At 67.3% G+C, this 16,918-nt stretch carries 13 protein-coding genes; 7 read left to right on the forward strand and 6 right to left on the reverse strand.

The genetic code is table 11. From position 1 onward, the window contains the following. From QTH86_RS18520 to QTH86_RS18545, 6 genes are all read left to right on the forward strand, one after another. A partial coding sequence (locus tag QTH86_RS18520) for a type VI secretion system Vgr family protein (protein WP_286649400.1) occupies positions 1 to 906 on the forward strand: 906 nt, incomplete at its 5' end. A 74-nt stretch (positions 907 to 980) separates the two neighbouring features. Further along, positions 981 to 1,898 (forward strand): hypothetical protein, encoded by a 918-nt coding sequence (locus tag QTH86_RS18525; RefSeq protein WP_286647701.1) that lies wholly within the window; start codon positions 981 to 983, stop codon positions 1,896 to 1,898. A gap of 48 nt (positions 1,899 to 1,946) precedes the next feature. Then, positions 1,947 to 4,877 carry a T6SS effector BTH_I2691 family protein gene (locus tag QTH86_RS18530; RefSeq protein WP_286647702.1) on the forward strand — a complete coding sequence of 977 codons (2,931 nt, stop codon included), beginning with the start codon at positions 1,947 to 1,949 and terminating at the stop codon, positions 4,875 to 4,877. 2 nt (positions 4,878 to 4,879) lie between these two features. After that, positions 4,880 to 5,869, forward strand: coding sequence for a DUF6708 domain-containing protein (locus QTH86_RS18535; protein WP_286647703.1), 990 nt, complete (start codon positions 4,880 to 4,882; stop codon positions 5,867 to 5,869). A gap of 151 nt (positions 5,870 to 6,020) precedes the next feature. Continuing rightward, the gene (locus QTH86_RS18540; protein ID WP_286647704.1) at positions 6,021 to 6,251 is read left to right on the forward strand and encodes a DUF2345 domain-containing protein; all 231 of its coding nucleotides are present in this window, start codon (positions 6,021 to 6,023) and stop codon (positions 6,249 to 6,251) included. A 79-nt stretch (positions 6,252 to 6,330) separates the two neighbouring features. Beyond that, the gene (locus tag QTH86_RS18545) at positions 6,331 to 7,953 is read left to right on the forward strand and encodes an MFS transporter (protein ID WP_286647705.1); all 1,623 of its coding nucleotides are present in this window, start codon (positions 6,331 to 6,333) and stop codon (positions 7,951 to 7,953) included. Here the strand turns inward: QTH86_RS18545 and otnI are convergent. From otnI to QTH86_RS18570, 5 genes are all read right to left on the reverse strand, one after another. Further along, a complete protein-coding gene (gene otnI, locus QTH86_RS18550; RefSeq protein ID WP_286647706.1) occupies positions 7,943 to 8,764 on the reverse strand; it encodes a 2-oxo-tetronate isomerase in 822 nt (273 codons plus the stop codon). The two genes, QTH86_RS18545 and otnI, sit on opposite strands and share 11 nt — an antisense overlap. A gap of 23 nt (positions 8,765 to 8,787) precedes the next feature. Continuing rightward, positions 8,788 to 9,450 carry a class II aldolase/adducin family protein gene (locus QTH86_RS18555; protein WP_286647707.1) on the reverse strand — a complete coding sequence of 221 codons (663 nt, stop codon included), beginning with the start codon at positions 9,448 to 9,450 and terminating at the stop codon, positions 8,788 to 8,790. Continuing rightward, positions 9,447 to 10,709: a 3-oxo-tetronate kinase gene (otnK, locus tag QTH86_RS18560; protein WP_286647708.1), complete on the reverse strand. Its 1,263-nt coding sequence runs from the start codon at positions 10,707 to 10,709 to the stop codon at positions 9,447 to 9,449. The genes QTH86_RS18555 and otnK overlap by 4 nt, the downstream gene beginning before the upstream one ends. Beyond that, complete coding sequence (gene ltnD, locus QTH86_RS18565) at positions 10,706 to 11,599, reverse strand: L-threonate dehydrogenase (protein ID WP_286647709.1); 894 nt, start codon at positions 11,597 to 11,599, stop codon at positions 10,706 to 10,708. Before ltnD ends, otnK begins: the two co-directional genes overlap by 4 nt. A gap of 90 nt (positions 11,600 to 11,689) precedes the next feature. Then, positions 11,690 to 13,375 carry a tannase/feruloyl esterase family alpha/beta hydrolase gene (locus tag QTH86_RS18570; RefSeq protein ID WP_286647710.1) on the reverse strand — a complete coding sequence of 562 codons (1,686 nt, stop codon included), beginning with the start codon at positions 13,373 to 13,375 and terminating at the stop codon, positions 11,690 to 11,692. 312 nt (positions 13,376 to 13,687) lie between these two features. Here QTH86_RS18570 and QTH86_RS18575 point away from each other — a divergent pair, with 312 nt between their 5' ends. Next, positions 13,688 to 14,140, forward strand: a complete 453-nt coding sequence (locus QTH86_RS18575; RefSeq protein WP_286647711.1) for a MarR family winged helix-turn-helix transcriptional regulator — start codon at positions 13,688 to 13,690, stop codon at positions 14,138 to 14,140. Between the two features lie 33 nt (positions 14,141 to 14,173). Here the strand turns inward: QTH86_RS18575 and mdeB are convergent, their stop codons facing one another. Beyond that, positions 14,174 to 16,822 (reverse strand): alpha-ketoglutarate dehydrogenase, encoded by a 2,649-nt coding sequence (gene mdeB / locus QTH86_RS18580; RefSeq protein WP_286647712.1) that lies wholly within the window; start codon positions 16,820 to 16,822, stop codon positions 14,174 to 14,176. Positions 16,823 to 16,918 lie beyond the last annotated feature (96 nt).

The raw sequence follows: 16,918 nt of genomic DNA on the forward strand, positions 1-16,918 counted from the left end.
ATCCAGGCGCAGCTCAAGAGCGACCACCAGTCGAGCTCGCTGAGCCTGGGGTTCATCACGCGGGTGGAGGACAACGCGGGGAGGAAGGACCCGAGGGGGGAGGGGTTCGAGTTGAGGACCGATGGGCACGGGGCGCTCAGAGCGAGCAACGGGATGCTGATCACCACCGAGGCTCGAGCCAACGCGGCGAATCATGTCAAGGACTCGGGCGAGACGGTGCAACGTCTGGCGCAGGCCCAGGCGCAGCACGACGCACTGGCACAGGCCGCCAGCACCGCCAAGGCACAGCACAGGGGCGCAGACCAAGGCGCGGTCGCCAAGGCCTTGACGCGTCAGAACGACGCGCTCGAAGGTCAGGGCAAGGCCGACCCGGAACGCGGGCGCTTCCCCGAAATCGACCAAGCCCACCTGACACTCGCCTCGGCCGCGGGCATCGCCGCGACGACAGCGCAAAGCATGCACCTGCAGGCCGGCGAGCACATCGCCTTCACCAGCCAGCGCCACCTCAGCATCAGCGCGGCCAAGCGCCTGCTTGTCAGCGCGAAGGATGGCATCCGGCTGTTCTCCCTCAAGGGCGGCATGAAGTTCATCGCCGGCAGCGGCAAGGTGCAGATCGAAGCGCACAAGGACCGGATCGACATCATGGCCAGACAGGCCGTGCGCATCACCAGCACCACCGAATCGATCTTCATCACCGCGCCGAAGAAGGTGGTCTTCAACGGCGGGGGCAGCTTCTCCGAGTGGAGCAGTGCGGGCATCGTGCACGGCACCAAAGGTTCGTGGGTCGAGCATGCGGGCAGCCATGGGAAGAAGGGGCCGACGAAGTTGGCGTTGGAACCGGAAGCCTTCAAAAAATGCGCTCCGAACGACTCCAGCGCCGTGACTGGCGGCGGGGCAGTCATATGAGCTCGACTTATGGAGATTTGACGACTCATCCGGGCACCACGCAAAACACGCTTTCCGGATGGCCATGGCGCGACTTGCCTGACGCCCTGGTGCCGCAGTTGACGGACACCTTGGCGCACCATCTCACGACCGGTCCGTTGTATGTACTGATCGATCCATTCGCAGGTGACCTCGACCTTGGCATCGATGCCACGGGCAAACCCCACCGGCGCATTCAAGTTTCTGGTACAGATTTGAATCAGGCCGCCGAACAATTGCCCTTTCTGGTCGAAATCGAGGACGCCCTTGATCCTCTGTTGGCTCAAAGCGTCGAATGGGCCGCTCTGGAGCACATGGTCGCTTGCGGCGCTGGCGACGGCCCCTATCGCATTGGCGGTTGGCTGCAGCCGCACGCCACCGGAACCGGCGCCACCCTCGCGCGGCAGGTCGATGCGTTACTTCACGCCAGCGGCGAGCCCCATGGTGGCCGATATCTGCGGCTTGCGGATCGACGGGTGCTGGCGCTGCTGCGGCACGCCCCGCTCTTGTCTGCGGCCATGCCCGCCACATCCACCTTGCGCCCCATCGATTGGCACACGCAGTTGCAGGGCATTGCCACCTGGACCTACCTCGACGCGAACTTCGGGCTGCAACGCCTGGAAGGCCGCCAGGGCGCGTCGACCAACGCTCCGCTGAAGGTGGACGACGCGTACTGGCAGTTATTGGGCGACTCCGAAACCATCAACCGAACCCTGATGGCGTGGCAGAGCAAGCAACATCCGCTCCCCGCCGATGCCTTGGTGCGAACAGTGCAGCGCCTGGTGCTCGCTCGGGAGGCCGGCTTGCGCGATCCGCAGGACTGCGTGGCCTATGCCACCGAGGCGCTGAACTTTCCGGCCTTTTCAACGTGGAAGAACCTGCAGGGCTACATCGCGCATTGCCAAAAGAAACAACAGGCCTTCGCCGAAGAATTGCCGGCGTTGCGCCGGCACTGGGCCACAGCCCCTTTTTGACTTCTTCCTTTCAGCCCCCGCACGCGCGGCACAGAAAACACCGACCCCATGGCCGACACCTCCTGCAAGAAGTGCGAAAACAAAACCGGCATCTCGATCCTGCCGGTGCGCCTCACTGCCCTCGCGATCGATCCACAGCTAGCACCGCCCGGCGCCTTTGCCCTCAAGCCTGCCAACGACATCGGCGTCGCGCTTGGCGCAGGTCTGATTCCCCGCAAGAAGTCGAACTTGGCGCTACGCCTGCTGCGCGAAGAAGGTTTTGTCTATGTCTACTTTCCGGGTGCCACGCCGAACGGTCAGACGAGCAAGTGGAACATCTACAAAGTCAGCGCGCGTGCCGGGCTGTTGCCGGTGGGCGAGTTCTCGCTGGGCCAGAGCGAAAAGGCCTGCAGCAAGAAACCGTCCCACCCGCACGACCTGCGCACCATCTGCATCGCAGAGCCCGACAAAGTCAAGACTGCGTGGATCGGCTTCAGCATGAACTGGTGGAGCGAGAAGGTCAAAAACCGCATGGCCACCAGCGCAAAAACCCGCCAGGCCGCTTGTATGGTCGAAGTGCAACTCAACCAAGGGCCGCCGGCCAGCGGTTTCGAAGCGACCGAACAAGCGCTCTTCACGCGCGTGGCCGACTACTCGCTGCAACGTCTTCAACATGCCGGGGTCGAGAGCGCCGCGCGCTTCACCACGTCCGACCTCAGCACTTCGCTGCAGGAGTCGCAGACGCTCGCGAGGGTCATGCAAAAGCAAAGCACCAGTAGCAAGCCCATGGTGCTGGGCCTGTTCGACCCCGTGGGCCTGGCCGCCGACCTGAACGGTATCCGTCAGGCGCGCGACAAGCTCTTCAAGGACGAGGGCCTCAAAGCCGACACCAACGGCTGGCCCAACGTGTGCAACGCGTCGTTGAACACCCTGCAAGCCAGCATGCAGATGGCCGGCGCGATGCGTGCTGAACTCCAAGGCCATGGCACACCCATCTCCAAAAGTGAGTGGGAAACGCGGCTCAAGTCCCTGCCTTACTACCAGGGCTACGAATGGGTTCCCTCTGCCGAAGGCGCCAGTGTCGGACACGTCGAGCTTCCTGGCAACTCCCTGCAGAAGCGAAATGTCGACCGTTATGGCAAACGAATCGGCAAGCTCGACTGGAGCGGCATCCAGAGCCAAATTGACACCGGCCAACGCGAAGCCTGGCAAAAGGCACGCGACGCAACATTCGAAAAAGAGGCCACCGAACTCGGCGAGTACGAGGCCGACTGGCTGGCGGCCATGAAGGCCAAACCCACGCTCGATTGCTTTGCACACCACTACGACCCCGAAGACGACACGCCGCCTCACGCCTATTTTCAGCCGGGGCGTGTCTACGCCAGCGAGAGCCACCTCATCCACTTCCCCCAGCCCCTGAGCACCAAAGAGCGGCGCGAGGAGTACGTCAAGCAAACGCTCGACCAGGCCGTGGTCGAAGAAGCGGCCGTTGCCCTGCGGGCCCTCGTCGGCAACCAGAAAGCGGCCATCACGCTGATGCACGAAATGCTCGTCGGCCGCTGGGATCGCTATTCCGACGAGAACGAAGGCATCCCCGACAACCTTCGCGACAAAACCTACGACTTCATCAAGGGCCTGGTGCCTGAAGCGGCCAGACTGAAATACGGTTGGCTGACCAACGCCGTGATGGCGTTCTCGGCGGGCCAGATCGCCGCGTTGAGCGCCGCTGTCACCAGCCTGATTCAGAGCAAGGCCGACATCGACAAGCTGGAGCCCCGCCTGACCAGGACACTTCAAGTCGTGCTGGTGCAACAAGCCACCGAAAGCGCGCTGGGTGCCAGCCGGCGTGGCGGCACGTTGGACATGCCGCTGCTGCGCAAGCTGGACTTCGATGCGAAAAGCGCGCTGGGCTTGATGGCCGGCTCGGCGGCAACCCGGGCGCCGACGTCGGCCTGGATGCAAAGCGCCGAGCAGTGCCAGCAGAAGGTGCGCATGCTGGTGATGGTGCGCCTGAGCGAATGGAATGCCGCTGGCGGCATGCCGAGCACGGGCGACTTCGAGGTCCGGGCCGAGAACGTGCGCCTGTTGCCCAACGACAAGGCCCTGGCGCTGGTCAAGGCCCAGCAGCAGCAAGCCCAGGCGCTGGCGGCTGCCAACGAAGAAATCTTCAAAAGCAACGTGGAAGCGCGCCTGGCCATCGGCGGGCTGATCGTGCAGGGCTTGGGCATGGTGTGGGCCGTGCCCAAGCTGTGGGCGGCCCTGCATGCCGAGAAGCGAAACCCGGCGCAGTTGCGCGAAGCCTGGCTGGGGGTGGCCGATGGCACATCGGGGCTGGTGGCGGCGCTGGCCGAACTGGCCAAGGCGGGGCTCACGATGCGGTTGGCGAAGACGGGGGGCAAAGCGGCGGTGGTTGCCAGCATGCGCTTGCCTGTGTTGTGGATGGCGGCGGCGCTGGCGGGCATTGCAGGGGGACTCATTAACGGGATGGCTTGTGCGGACAAGGCGGAGGGAGCGGCGGGCAAGGGGGATAGAGATGCCGCCTCTGCTTATGCGGCTGCGTCTCGCGCGTTTTACGTAAGCGTCTTACCGGCTTCTACTCTCACTATGCAAGCCGGCGCCACCGTTATCGCCAGATTTCTGGTGCGGCAAGGCATTGTGGTCGGCGCCACCGTTACGGCACTGTCCGAACTCACGGTCGGCGGCGTGGCGATCGGCAGCGCGGTGTCAGGTTTAGGTGTCGTCCTTCTAGGCGTGGGCATCGTGTCCCTGTTGGTGGCAACGCAGGAGCCCACGGAGCTGGAACGCTGGGCCAGCGGTTGTTATTTCGGCAGGTCGCAGCGCCGGACCAAATTCGAGAGCTTGGAGAAGGAGCAGGAAGGCCTGGAAGACGCCTTGCATCCAAAGCCTAAGGAGGCACTCAAGTTCGATGTGGAGAAGGTCAACGAAGAGAACCGGCGCTTGGCATCCAAGCCCGGCCAGACGCCCGTGTACGGAGATTGACGATGGGCACCAAGGCAACCAAAAGGCGCATCGATGTCCTGACGCGCTTCGAGCGGCACCGCATGGCCAGCGGCGATGCGACCGACCTTGGGCTGGTTCAGAAGGTCTATGCGCAGGCGATCACGTTTGGGGGGGAGAGTGCGCAGTTCATGAGGGGGCTGTCGCAGGTGGTCGGGCTGTGGGGAATAGGGTTCTGTTTTTTCTTAGGTGATCTAGGATGGTCGGACCTTTCCAAGCCTGATACGTTCAGTCGAGGACTTGGCACCATCACATTGCTGTTTTGCGCGTTATTCGGTGTTGCCTTCTTTGTCTACACCTACTTCCTCACCTTCTTCCTCCCCGGCGACAGCAGCGTGGTCTTCGACCGCAAGAACAAGTGCGTCCACTGGGTCACGGCCGACCGCGCCAAGGCCACCCGGCTGTCGGCGCTGGGCCGCATGCCCCTGCGCGTGGTCAGCGTCCCCTGGTCTCAGATCGATGCCGAGCACCGAGCCGTCTTCCGGGCCAACACCGCCTCGGCCAGCTACGACCATGACCTGGCCTTCATCGTGCACCGCAGTGCGACCGATCCCACCGTGGTGGAAGAGTTCGGTCTGGCCCCCAGCATGCTGCTGGGCCGCGAGACGGTGCCTGCGCTGTACGAGCACATCCGCCGCTACATGGAAGAAGAGGGGCCACCCTGGTCGCCCGGTGTGACCGAACCTGCGCCCTTCATCCCCAAGCCCAGGAACTGGTGGCAGAGCATGGGCTTGGTCGGCCCCTTCGGCCCCAAGTACTTGGCGTGGTGGAAACAGCATCCTGGCCTCACGCTGGCCGTGCATATCCTGCTGCCCATCACGCTCCCGGTCTATCTGCTGTGGAGTCTGTTCAACTGGCTCAGCTACGCCACCGAACAGAAGGTGGTCTGGCCGCAGAAGGTGCTGGACACGCTGGGGCCGGTGCTGACCGACGATGAAGTGCGGGCCGGCAAGGGCGGGAAGCTGGTGGCGTGATCGTGCGGGGTTCCATGAATTCGATCACTGCCGCAGATGGGCCGGGTGCAACGGGCCGATTTTCATCTGGGGCTCTTGTTGACAAGGCTCGCATCCAGAATTTGCGACGCAGGTCTGGCGCAGGCTGCGAGCGCCGCCAGGGCGCAATCCAATGGGCAGGACCAGGGAGGCGATCGCCAAGGTCCTCGAAGCCCAGCACGATGCCCTCGAGGGCGAGGGCCAGGTCGACCTCGACAAGGCGGTCTTCCCGGAGATGTCCGGGGCGCACCTCGTGCTCGCGTCGACCGCGGGCGTGGCGGCCACCACGTCGCAAAGCGTGCACCTGCAGGCGGGCGAGCACATTGCGATCACCAGAGTTGTGGCGGTGGATTCGATCAAGTGAACAAGCGCGGCACCAACAGATTCCCGTGTCCGTCCGTACGCGCATCGCAAGCGAGGCGATCGAAGGACAATAGCCCTCGATGCCTCCCATCTCCCCCGACGAATCCCCCGTCCCGCCGATGCGCGTCACGCCTGCGCGCATCGGCCCCTTCACCCCGCTGAAGCTGCCGGTCTTCCGCATGCTGTGGAGCACCTGGCTGCTCGCGAACATCTGCATGTGGATGAACGACGTGGCGGCGGCGTGGATGATGACGACGCTGACCACCACGCCGCTGTGGGTGGCGTTGGTGCAGTCGGCCTCGACGCTGCCGGTCTTCCTGCTGGGGCTGCCGAGCGGCGCACTGGCCGACATCCTCGACCGCCGCCGCTGGCTGATGGCGACGCAGTTCTGGCTGGCCGGGGTGGCGATCGTGCTGTGCGCGGCGGTGGCGCTGGACATGATGACCGCGCCGCTGCTGCTGGCGCTCACCTTCGCCAACGGCATCGGCCTGGCGCTGCGCTGGCCGGTGTTCGCGGCCATCGTGCCGGAGCTGGTGCCGCGGCCGCAGCTGCCGGCGGCGCTGGGCCTGAACGGCATCGCGATGAACGCCTCGCGCATCATCGGCCCGCTGGTAGCGGGTGCGCTGATCGCCAGCGCCGGCAGCCTGTGGGTCTTCGTGCTCAACGCAGTGATGTCGGTGGCCTCGGGCTTCATCGTGCTGCGCTGGCGGCGCGAGCACACGCCCAACCCGCTGGGCCGCGAGAAGCTCATCAGCGCGATGCGCGTGGGCGTGCAGTTCGTGCGCCAGTCGCTGCGCATGCGTGCGGTGCTCACGCGCATCTCGATCTTCTTCCTGCATTCGACCGCGCTGCTCGCGCTGCTGCCGCTGCTGGCCCGTGGGCTCGAGGGCGGCGGGGCCGGCACCTTCACGCTGCTGCTGGCGGCCATGGGCTCCGGGGCCATTGGCGCGGTGCTCGTGATGCCGCGGCTGCGCCAGGCCTATGTGCGTGACCAGCTGGTGCTGCGCGGCGCGCTCCTGCAGTCGGCCGCGACGGCGGTGATGGCCGTCGCGCCCAACACCTGGGTGGCAGTGCCGGCCATGTTCTTCGGCGGCGCGGCGTGGATCACGGTGGCCAACTCGTTGTCGGTGTCGGCACAGCTCGCGCTGCCCGACTGGGTGCGCGCGCGCGGCATGTCGATGTTCCAGATGTCGATCATGGGCGCGAGCGCTTTCGGCGCGGCGCTGTGGGGGCACATCGCGACCGTTAGCTCGCTGCAGGCCAGCCTGCTGATCGCGTCGGTCACCGGCGTGCTGATGATGGGCGCGGCCCTGCGCTACGTGCTGGACGGCGGCGTCGACGACGACGTCAGCCCCGCTGCACCGGGCTGGGCCGACGCACCGCCGCATGCGCCGCCGGGCGATGGGCGGCTGGTCATCAACGTCGAGTACCTGATCGACCCGGCCCGCGCCGCGGCCTTCCACGTCGTGATGCAGCAAACGCGCCGCACGCGGCTGAGCGAAGGCGCGATCGGCTGGGAGCTGCTGCACGACATCGCCGAGCCGGGTCGCTACGTGGAACAGATCATCGACGAGTCATGGACCGGCCACCTGCGCCGCTTCCACCGCGCGACCGCGGCCGACCTGGCGCTGCGCGAGCGCCGGCTGGCCTTCCACCTCGGCGACGGGCCGCCGCTGGTGACGCGCTACGTGGTCAGGCGCTGAGCGCCTTCGCGGCGCGCAGCCAGCCCAGTCCGTCCGACGTGCCGTTGGGCACCGCGCCGCGCGCCGGGCGGTACTCGCCGCCGACCCAGCCGTCCCAGCCGCACTGAGCCGACACTTCGTCGATCACCTTGAACAGGTACGGATGGTTCAGCTCGCCGATGTCCGGTTCGTGCCGCTCGGGCACGCCGGCGATCTGGATGTGGCCGACGCGGCCGGTCGGCAGGTACTGGCGGATCTTCATCGCCACGTCGCCCTCGACGATCTGGCAGTGGTACAGGTCGAACTGCACCTTGAGGTTCGGCGCGCCGATGGCTTCGGCGATGGCGTGCGCCTCGTCCTGGCGGTTGAGGAAGAAGCCGGGGATGTCGCGCGTGTTGATGGGTTCGATCAGCAGGTCGCGCCCGGCCTTCGCGGCCTCGGCGGCGGCCCACCGGAGGTTCTCGATGTAGGCCGCCTTGGCCGTTTCGCGCGGCAGGCTTGCCGGCAGTAGGCCGGCCATCACATGGACGCGGGGGCAGTCGAGCGCAGCGGCGTAGTCGAGTGCGCGGGCGATGCCGTCGCGGAACTCGCTCTCGCGCCCCGGCAGGCAGGCCAGGCCGCGCTCGCCGCCGTCCCAGTGGCCGGGCGGCGCATTGAAGAGCACCTGCTTCAGGCCGTTGGCCTGCAGCCGTGCCGCGATCTCGGCCGCGGGAAACGCATAGGGGAACAGGTATTCGACGCCTGGGAAGCCGTCCTTGGCGGCGGCATCGAAGCGGTCGAGGAAGTCGAACTCCGGGTAGAGCATCGAGAGGTTGGCGGCAAAACGGGGCATGGTGATCTCTGGAAAAGATGGGGTTACCAGCGCGCGCCGAAGGTGCGGCGCAGCTCGTCGATCGCGTCCTCGCCGAGCGGCGTCGGTTCGGTGGCAGACAGCAGGCGCAGGCGCGCCGTTTCTTCGAGTTCTTCGAGCACCGCCATGGCCGCGGCCGGCGTGTCGTGCCAGACGTTCGGGCCGAGCCGCGCGAGCATCACGGCGCGGATCGGCTTGCCCGCCTCGCCGTACTGCGCGATCGCGGCGGCCACCGCTTCGGCCGCTTCCGCGGCGCCGGGCCGGTGGTACGGAATCACCGGCACGTGGCCGACCTTCATCACGAAGTAGGGCGTCAGCGCCCCGAGCAGTTCCTCGCCGGTCGGGCGCAGCGTGAGGCCGACGCAGTGCGTGCTGTGCGTGTGGATGACGCAGGCCGTGGCGGTGTCGAAGCGCCGTGCCGCGGCATAGATGCGGGTGTGCAGCGCGATGGTCTTGCTCGCCCGGTCGCCCGACAGCTGCGAGCCGTTCGGGTCGAGTCGCGCGAGTTTCACCGGCTCGAGAAAGCCCAGGCACGCGTCCGTGGGCGTGATGAGGAAGCCATCGTCGAGCCGCACGCTGATATTGCCGGCCGTGGCATGCACGTAGCCGCGCTCGAACAGGCTGTGCCCGACGCGGCAGATCTCGTCGCGCGCCTCGTTCTCGGTCATGCGAGCGCCTTGAAGGCCTTGGTGAAGAAATCCGCGCTGCCGAAGTTGCCCGACTTCAACGCGACGTGCAGTGGGACCTCCCCCGACAGCGCATGGCACCACGGCACGCCGGGGTCGATTTGCGCGCCGATCTGCAGCTGCGTGATGTCGAGCGCTTGCACGCACGCGCCGGAGGTCTCGCCGCCGGCGACCACCAGCTGACGCACGCCGAGCGCGACCAGGCCGCGCGCGATGGCGCCGAGCGCCCGTTCGACCATGGCGCCGGCCTCGTCGACGCCGAGCTGCGCCTGCACCGCCTTCACGGCCGACGGCTCGGCGGTCGAATAGACCAGCACCGGCCCCTGCGCCAGCAACGGCGCGGCCCAGGCGAGGGCCTGCGTGACCACGTCGTCGCCCTGCATCAGCCGCAACGGATCGACCGCGAAGGCCGGCCCGCCGGCCTCGACGAAGGCCTTCACCTGCTGGTTGGTCGCCACCGAGCAACTGCCCGACACCACCGCCTGCCACCCCGTCGCCGGCGGCAGCGCACTGGCGGTGGACGACGGCGCGAGCCCGAAGTTGGCCGGCAGCCCGATCGCCACGCCCGAGCCGGCCGTGACCAGCGGCATGCCGGCCAGGGCCTTGCCCAGCCGCACGAGGTCGTCGTTGCTCACTGCATCGACCACCGCCACGCCCACGCCGTCGGCGCGCAAGGCCGCGATGCGCTCGCGGATCGCGCCGTCGCCCTGCGCCACCGTGCGATGGTCGATCAGCCCGACCTTGCGCCGCGTCTGCGCCTGCATCACGCGCACGAGGTTGGCGTCGGTCATCGGCGTGAGCGGATGGTCCTTCATGCCGCTTTCGCTCAGCAGCACGTCGCCGACGAAGAGATAGCCCTTGAAGACCGTGCGACCGTTGTCGGGGAAGGCGGGTGTGGCGATGGTGAAGTCGCTGCCCAGCGCGTCCATCAGCGCCTCGGTCACCGGGCCGATGTTGCCGGCCGCGGTGCTGTCGAAGGTCGAGCAGTACTTGAAGTAGATCTGCTGCGCGCCTTGCGCCTGCAGCCAGCGTAGCGCAGCGAGCGACTGGTCGATGGCGGCCTGCGGGGCGATGGTGCGCGACTTGAGCGCCACCACCACCGCATCGACTTCCGCCGCCAGGGGGCCTTCGGGCACGCCGATGACCTGCACCACGCGCATGCCGGCGCGCACCAGGTTGTTGGCGAGATCGGTCGCGCCGGTGAAGTCGTCGGCGATGCAGCCGAGCTGGATGAGGCTCATGCTGTCTTGCCTTTCGGCAGCTCGATGCCCGGGAAGATCTTGATCACCGCGCTGTCGTCTTCCTTCGCGAAGCCGGTGGTCGAGGCCTGCATGAACATCTGGTGCGCGGTCGAGGCCAGCGGCAGCGGAAACTTGCTGGCGCGCGCGGTGTCGAGCACCAGGCCCAGGTCCTTCACGAAGATGTCGACGGCCGACAGCGGCGTGTAGTCGGCCGCCAGCACGTGCGCCATGCGGTTCTCGAACATCCAGCTGTTGCCGGCACTGTTCGTGATCACCTCGTACAGCGCCGCCGCGTCGACGCCCTCGCGCAAGCCGAGTGCCATCGCCTCGGCCGCGGCGGCGATGTGCACGCCGGCCAGCAGCTGGTTGATGATCTTCACCTTGCTGCCCGCGCCCGCGCTGTCGCCCAGCCGGTACACCTTGCCCGCCATCGCATCGAGCACCGCGCCGGCCGCTGCATAGGCCTCGGGTTTGGCGGCCGACATCACGGTCATCTGGCCGCTGGCCGCCTTGGCGGCGCCGCCGGAGATCGGCGCGTCGATGTAATGGATGCCGGCGTCGTTCAGCCGCTGCTCGAGCGCGACCGACCAGTTCGGGTCGACCGTCGAGCACATCACGAAGGTGCTGCCCGGCTTCATCGCGGCGGCGGCGCCGTGCTCGCCGAAGAGTACGGCTTCGGTCTGCGCCGCGTTGACCACCACGCTCACGACCACCGCGCAGGCAGCAGCGACGTCGGCCGGGTTGGCGTGCGCCACGCCGCCCTGCGTGACGAAGGCGTCGGCCACGCCCGGCCGCACATCGCAGACGTGCACTTCGTACCCGTGGCTGCGCAGCGTGTGCGCGATGCCGGCGCCCATGGCCCCGAGGCCGATCAATCCCACTGTGTTCATGGCGAGGCCCGCAGGCATGCTGATTCAGAGGGAACGAACATACCGCGGGATCGGCGCGGCACCATCGGGGCAAGCCCGCGATGCGGGGCGCTACTGGCAGCTGAAGTTCGCCGCGTCCTCGATGCTGCCCGAGCCCTTGTAGATCGCCTCCTTCGGATAGGCGCAGATCGGGCGGGTACGGCCCGGCCAGGCCACGCCGGCGGCGGCGCGGGCGGTGGAGATCATGACGTCGGGAGCCGTGCCCTTCTCGACCCAGTCGACCATGGCCGTCATGGCGTCGAACTGGTCGGTACCGTACGAGCCGCCGCTGCAATGCGCCATGCCGGGAATGAAGAAGGCCCGTGCGAAGTTCGCGGTCTGCTCGGCGCCGTAACGGCCCTGAACCGACTTGTAGTACGTCTCGACGTCGCGGATCGAGAAGGCCAGGTCGGCCGACCCGTTGTAGATCATGAGCTTGCCGTTGCGGGCGCGGAAGGCGTCCATGTTCGGCGACTCGGCGTTGGTGAACGAATTCCCCGAGCGCACGAAGGTCGTGTTGGTGGCCGACAGCTTGGCGTATTCCAGATCGATGTTGGCCGTGAGCGAATAGCCCACCAGGTCGGTGGTGATGGTCGGCGGGGTGGTGTAGATGTGCGACGCTTCGCCCGCGAAGATGGTGAGGAAGGGGTTGCTCGTCTGCGCGGCCATGCCCGGATCGAAAGGCCAGGGCGCGTAGATTTGCTCGCCGCTGCTGGTCTTCGCGCCGTCGAACAACTTCTTCACGTAGTCGGCCTTCGCCGTCGACAGGCAATTGGTGGTGTTGCCGGCGCTGCAGGCCCAGGTGAGCGGATCCGGGAGGCACGCACTCATCTTGCTGACCATGCCGTCGACGGCGCCGTCGAGCGCGTCGCAGGCGCCGAGGATCCGGCTGCGCACGACGGCCTGCTCGTCGGGGCTCAGCGTCTTGGTGATGTCGGGCCGGCCATCGGCACCCAGCGGTGCGACCGCGGCCGCGATCTGCGCCTGGTACGGCGCGCCCTGGATGGATGCCTGCGTCAGGCGGAAGCCCGGGGCGGCGGCGATGATGCCGTCGAAGAGTTCCGGATAGCGCTGTGCGGCGATCATCGCCTGCCGGCCCCCGTTGGAGCAGCCGAAGAAATAGGACTTGGCGGGTGGCGTACCGTACATCCGGCCGATCACGGACTTGGCCGCGCCGGTGACGGGCTGGATCTGCTGGTCCCCATATTCGTAACGGGCCTGCGGGTCGGCACCGAAAAGAAAGCTGCCATTGGCCGGGCCGACTTCGGCGACGTGGCCGGAATCGGTCGTGACCACCGCGAAGCCGTCGAGCAGGGCATTGCGCGTCGTGCCGCCACCGCCGTAGGTACCCACCGCCGTGAACAGCGTGCCGTCCACGCCCGAGCCGCCCTGGTAGTAGAAGCGGCTGTTCCAGGTGCGCGGCAGACGCAGTTCGAAGCGCAACGCGTAGGGCTTGCCGTCGATGCCGGTGCGCTTGTTCATTGCGCCACGGACCAGGCAGTGCTGTGGCACTGAGGCGGCGGTGACATCGCCGGTCGAGGCCGGGGTGTACGTGGCCTCCGTCACGGCACCGCCGTCGACCGCCACGCCGTTGAGCGCGACGCAGGCCGCGGTGAATGCTTCGACGCTCAGCGGGACGGCCGCCACCGGTGCGGTAGTCGTCGAGCCCGATCCGCCACCGCCGCCGCAAGCTTGCAGGGCCAGCGCGGCAAGGAGAGAAAGAGGAATGAACGCAGGGCGAAAGACAGCGTGGGACATGGGCACTCCTGAAAGGTGGTGGGCATCATGCGAACCTCGAATCTGCAGGGCTGCAGTCTCGAAATTGCAGCGTGTGCGCTGCAATTGCTTCAACGCATAACCCATGCCACCGGAGATCGATCGAAAATCGCCTATGAATCTGTCTAGACCGCCATCGAGAGGTGCGTCTGCAGTATCGAATTTGCAGTGTATGCACCATGCATAGCCCGTGCCGGCAGCATGAATGCGCCACGCGCACCTCGAAGGCGCACGTGCGCACGGCTGCGCTTTCTAGAATCGCCCACCGCGCTTTGCGGACCCCGAAAGTCCACCTTGACTGTCCTGAAAGATTCTCCTGCCGAGCCCCCGTACGACGTGACCGCCCAGGTCGGCCATCTGCTGCGCCGGGCCTTCCAGCGCCACACGGCGCTCTTTCAGCAGGAAATACCGGCCGGCCAGCTGACGGCGGCGCAGTTCGCGGCGTTGTGCGCGGCGCGCGACCTGGGCGCCTGCTCGCTCACGGACCTGATGCAGAAGACGGCGATCGATCAGGCCACCATCCGCGGCATCGTCGAGCGGCTGGCCAACCGGGCGCTCGTCTCCGTCGAAGACGACAAGAGCGACGGCCGAAAACGGCTGATCGCCCTGACCCCGGCGGGCGCCGCCTTGCTCGAGACCACGGTGCCGTTGGCCCGCCAGGTCACCGAGCAGACCTTCGGCGAACTGAATGTCGCGGAGCGGGTGGCCCTGGTGTTCCTGCTGCGCAAGATGTGCGCGATGGAATAGGCGTCGTGGGACCGCGGCCGGACAGGCCCGCGCTCAGCGCAGCGCGTGCTTCGCCGCCCGCACGATGCTCGCCGCATCCACGCCGAAGAAGTCGCGCAGCGCGGCGCGCGTGTCGCTGCGGCCGAAGCCGTCGGTGCCCAGCGTGAGGTAGCGCCGCCCTTCGGGCAGGAAGGCGCGCACGCTCTCGGGCACGGCGCGCACGTAGTCGGTGGCGGCGACGATGGGGCCGCTGGACGCCGCGAGCTGCTGCGCGATGAAGGGGGGGCCGGCGTCTTCGCCGTTCAGGGCACGCGCCTCGCAGGCTTGGCCGTCGCGCGCCAGTTCGCTCCAGCTGGTCACGCTGATCACCTCGGCGGTGATGCCTTCGGCCGCGAGCTGCTGGGCGGCCTTGACGACCTCTGTGAGGATGGCGCCCGAGCCCATGAGCGTCACCTGCGGCGAGCCGCCTTTCGCCGATCCATCGCGCCAGCCCTCGTAGCGCCAGCCGCCGCGCAGGATGTCCGCGGCGGCTTCGACCGGGACGTCGGGCTGCGCGTAGTTTTCATTCATGAGCGTGACGTAATAGAAGACGTCCTGCTGCTCGAGCATCATCTCGCGGATGCCCGCGTCGACGATCACGGCCATCTCGCCGGCGAAGCCGGGGTCCCAGGCCTTGCAGTTCGGGATGGTCGCGGCCACCAGGTGGCTGCTGCCGTCCTGGTGCTGTAGCCCTTCGCCGCCGAGCGTGGTGCGGCCGGAGGTGGCGCCGAGCAGGAAGCCGCGTGCGCGCTGGTCGGCGGCGGCCCAGATGGCGTCACCCACGCGCTGGAAGCCGAACATCGAGTAGTAGATGTAGAAGGGCAGCATCGCCAGCCCGTGCACGCTGTAGCTGGTGGCCGCGGCCGTCCAGCTGGCGATGGCGCCGGCTTCGCTGATGCCCTCTTCCAGGATCTGCCCGTCGGTCGCTTCTCGGTAGCTGAGGATCGAGTCGATGTCTTCCGGCGAATAACGCTGGCCCACGCTCGAGTAGATGCCGACCTGCTTGAACAGGTTGGCCATGCCGAAAGTGCGCGCCTCGTCGGCCACGATGGGCACGATGCGCGGGCCCAGCGCCTGGTCCTTCATCAGGTTGCCGAGCATGCGTACGAAGGCCATGGTCGTGCTCATCTCCTTGCCGGCGGCCGCCACGGCGAACTGCGCGTAGGCCGCGAGCTCGGGCTTGGGCACCGCGTCGCAGGCTGTCTCGCGCCGCGGCATCGAGCCGCCGAGCGCCGCGCGATGCTGCTTCAGGTAGCGCATCTCGACGCTGTCTTCGGCCGGCTTGTAGAACGCGAGCGAGGTCGCCTGCTCGTCGGAGAGCGGCAGGTTGAAACGGTTGCGAAAGCCGATCAGGTCCGCGCTCTCGAACTTCTTGTGCGAGTGCGTGGTCATCTTGCCCTGGCCCGCCGCGCCCATGCCGTAGCCCTTCTTGGTGTGGGCGAGGATGACGGTCGGCTGGCCGACGTGCGCGGCAGCCGCGGCATAGGCGGCGTGGATCTTCACCAGGTCGTGCCCGCCGCGCTTGAGGCGATCGATCTGCTCGTCGGTCATGCCCTGGGCAAGGCGCGCGAGCTCGGGGTCCTGGCCGAAGAAAGACTCGCGGTTGAAGCGGCCGTCCTTCGCCGCGAAGGTCTGCATCTGGCCGTCGACCGTGTGCGCAAAGGCACGCGCGAGCGCACCGGTGGTGTCGCGGGCGAAGAGGCCATCCCAGTCGCTGCCCCACACCAGCTTGATGACGTTCCAGCCCGCGCCGGCGAAGAGCTTCTCCAGCTCGTCGATGATGCGGCCGTTGCCGCGCACCGGCCCGTCCAGGCGCTGCAGATTGCAGTTGACCACCCACACCAGGTTGTCGAGCTTCTCGCGTGCGGCGAGCGTCAGCGCACTCATCGACTCGGGCTCGTCCATCTCGCCGTCGCCGAACACGCCCCACACCTTGCGGCCGCTGCAGTCGATCAGTTGCCGATCGGTGAGATAGCGCATGAAGCGCGCGTGGTAGATCGAGCTGATGGGGCCGATGCCCATCGAGCCGGTCGGGAACTGCCAGAAGTCCGGCATCAGGTACGGGTGTGGGTAGCTCGAGAGGCCGCGTGCGCCCGTGCCTTGCGTGAAGGCGGGTGCGGTCAACTCCTGCCGGTAGTGCGCCAGGTCGTCTTCGCTCAGGCGCCCTTCGAGGAAGGCCCGGGCATACACACCGGGCGAGCTGTGCGGCTGGAAGAAGACCAGGTCGCCGCGATGCGCTTCATTCCGCGCATGGAAGAAGTGGTTGAAGCCGACCTCGAACAGATCCGCCGCGCTCGCGTAGCTGGCGATATGGCCGCCGAGTTCGCCATACGCCTGGTTGGCGCGCACCACCATCGCGAGCGCGTTCCAGCGCATCAGCGACGCGAGCCGTTCCTCGACGGCGAGATCGCCCGGGAACGCGGGCTGCAGGTCGACGCCGATGGTGTTGACGTACGGCGTCGCCAGCTCGGGCTGCCAGCCGATGCGCCGATCGCGCGCGACCCGGGCGAGTTCGTCGAGCATCTGCCGCGCGCGCTCGGCGCCGTGCGCCTGCACCAGCGCGTCGAAGGCCTCGCGCCATTCCGCGGTTTCCTGCGGATCCGGGTCGGTTGCTGCGGGGCTCAGCAGCGCGTGCATCTGGGAGGCGGAGATCGGGGCGTTCATGCTCGGCACTTTAGGCCGCTCCGCGCCGAATGGGCTGCTGTCCCGCCGGATGGTTATCCTCACTCAAGAAATAATATGCCGTCAAAACGAGAAATG

Source organism: Variovorax sp. J2L1-78, assembly GCF_030317205.1.
GTDB classification, from domain to species: domain Bacteria; phylum Pseudomonadota; class Gammaproteobacteria; order Burkholderiales; family Burkholderiaceae_C; genus Variovorax; species Variovorax arabinosiphilus.